This window comes from Streptomyces swartbergensis (genome assembly GCF_002148965.1).
Taxonomy (GTDB): Bacteria; Actinomycetota; Actinomycetes; order Streptomycetales; family Streptomycetaceae; genus Streptomyces; species Streptomyces swartbergensis.
In genome coordinates this window covers 1-1344 of the sequence record NZ_NGFN01000703.1, presented here as the reverse complement: position 1 = coordinate 1344, position 1344 = coordinate 1, and the positions used below count along the sequence as shown (strand labels likewise).

Sequence of the window (1344 nt, the reverse complement as noted above, 5' to 3'; positions counted from 1 at the left end):
TTACGCCCCCAGCGCCGGCCGTTCGCCGGAACAAACCCTGCTTCCCCGTGCAGATCACGCCGCTTGCGACACCAGTAGCAGTGCGTCCGTATCCGCCAACCGGAACAGCCGCGCCACGGCAGGAGCCACCGGCCCGGATACAGAGAAACCCACCCCCAGGCCTTGGCAGTGGATGCGGGCTGCCAGCAGGACGTTCAGCCCGGCGCAGTCGCAAAAGCCCACCCGGCTGAAATCTACCTCGACACGCCTCGCACCGCTGAGCACAGCGGCCTTCAGATCATCACCGAGCCGACCCGCCGTCTCGTGATCTATCTCGCCCACCACCGTCACAACCGTGCGGCCAGCCACCGCTGTGCTGGATACGCGCAACCGCTCCTGAGGCCGTTTTCCGGGGGCAAAGTTCACCTCGTCAGGGTTCCGGCCGCGCGACCGCAAGTCAACGGTCCGGCTCCGCAGCCCCGCACTGGCGTCCGTACAGCGAGCTTCTGTACGCAGGCGCTGGGGGATGAGAGCGTGGACGGACGCGAGAGCCCAGCTGCCTGGCCCAGCCCTGGTGCCTGCCTTACGCCAGGGGCTCGCTTATGCAACAGGCGAGAGTCGCCGTCCTCACAAGGTGAGGACGACGGCTGTGCACCCGCTCCGGGCCTCTGCTGCGGATGCACCCCCGCCCGGCCTCAGCCTGCATCCAGCACCACTTCGGCACACTCCAATGGCGGTCGCCGGGAGCCTGCCCCGGAGTACACGGTCGGCGCCCGGGTACGCGCAGGGCGGAAAGCCGCTCAAGCGCGGCGCACACAGCGAAAGAGCCCTACATGGTCACCCCGCTTAGGAATCAGGCGGCAGACGAGCAGGGCATGGGTGAGCACGCCACGCTGCGCTCCGACGCGGCCTGGGACAACGGCGCGGCCAGCGCCGCTGACGCGCGCCGCACTCTGCGCGCCTTTCTCGCCCGCGTCCCGCTGACCGGCCGCGCGCCCGTACCAGCCGTGCTGGCCATGGACGCCRAACTGGCCGTCAGCGAGCTCGTCACCAACGCCATCCGGCACGCCCCCGGCCCGTGCGGGCTGATCCTGCAACTCTCTTACGACGCACTGGCGATCACCGTGTGGGACACCTCCCCCGACGAACCGGTCGTGCACAAGGGCGACCGGCACCGCGTCGGCGGCCACGGACTCCATCTGGTGCACACGGTCAGCGACACCGTCGTCATCGGATTCCGCACCGTGGGAAAACAGATCACCGCCCACCTGCGCCTCACCGCGAACCACGACACCAGCGCCATCGACAAGCCCGTTACGTCCCTCTCAGGTCGAACACAGCGGACCCCACGACCGACCTGAAGGC

Annotated in this window: 2 protein-coding genes; one reads left to right on the top strand and one right to left on the bottom strand. The window is 69.0% G+C overall.

Going from position 1 to position 1344, the window contains the following annotated elements:
• Nucleotides 1-54: 54 nt before the first annotated feature.
• A complete protein-coding gene (locus CA983_RS43720) occupies nt 55-405 on the bottom strand; it encodes an STAS domain-containing protein (RefSeq protein WP_158101947.1) in 351 nt (116 codons plus the stop codon).
• Nucleotides 406-812: 407 nt separating this feature from the next.
• On the opposite strand from CA983_RS43720, the gene CA983_RS43715 reads away from it, so the two are divergent.
• Nucleotides 813-1340, top strand: a complete 528-nt coding sequence (locus tag CA983_RS43715; protein WP_086606117.1) for an ATP-binding protein — start codon at nt 813-815, stop codon at nt 1338-1340.
• Nucleotides 1341-1344 lie beyond the last annotated feature (4 nt).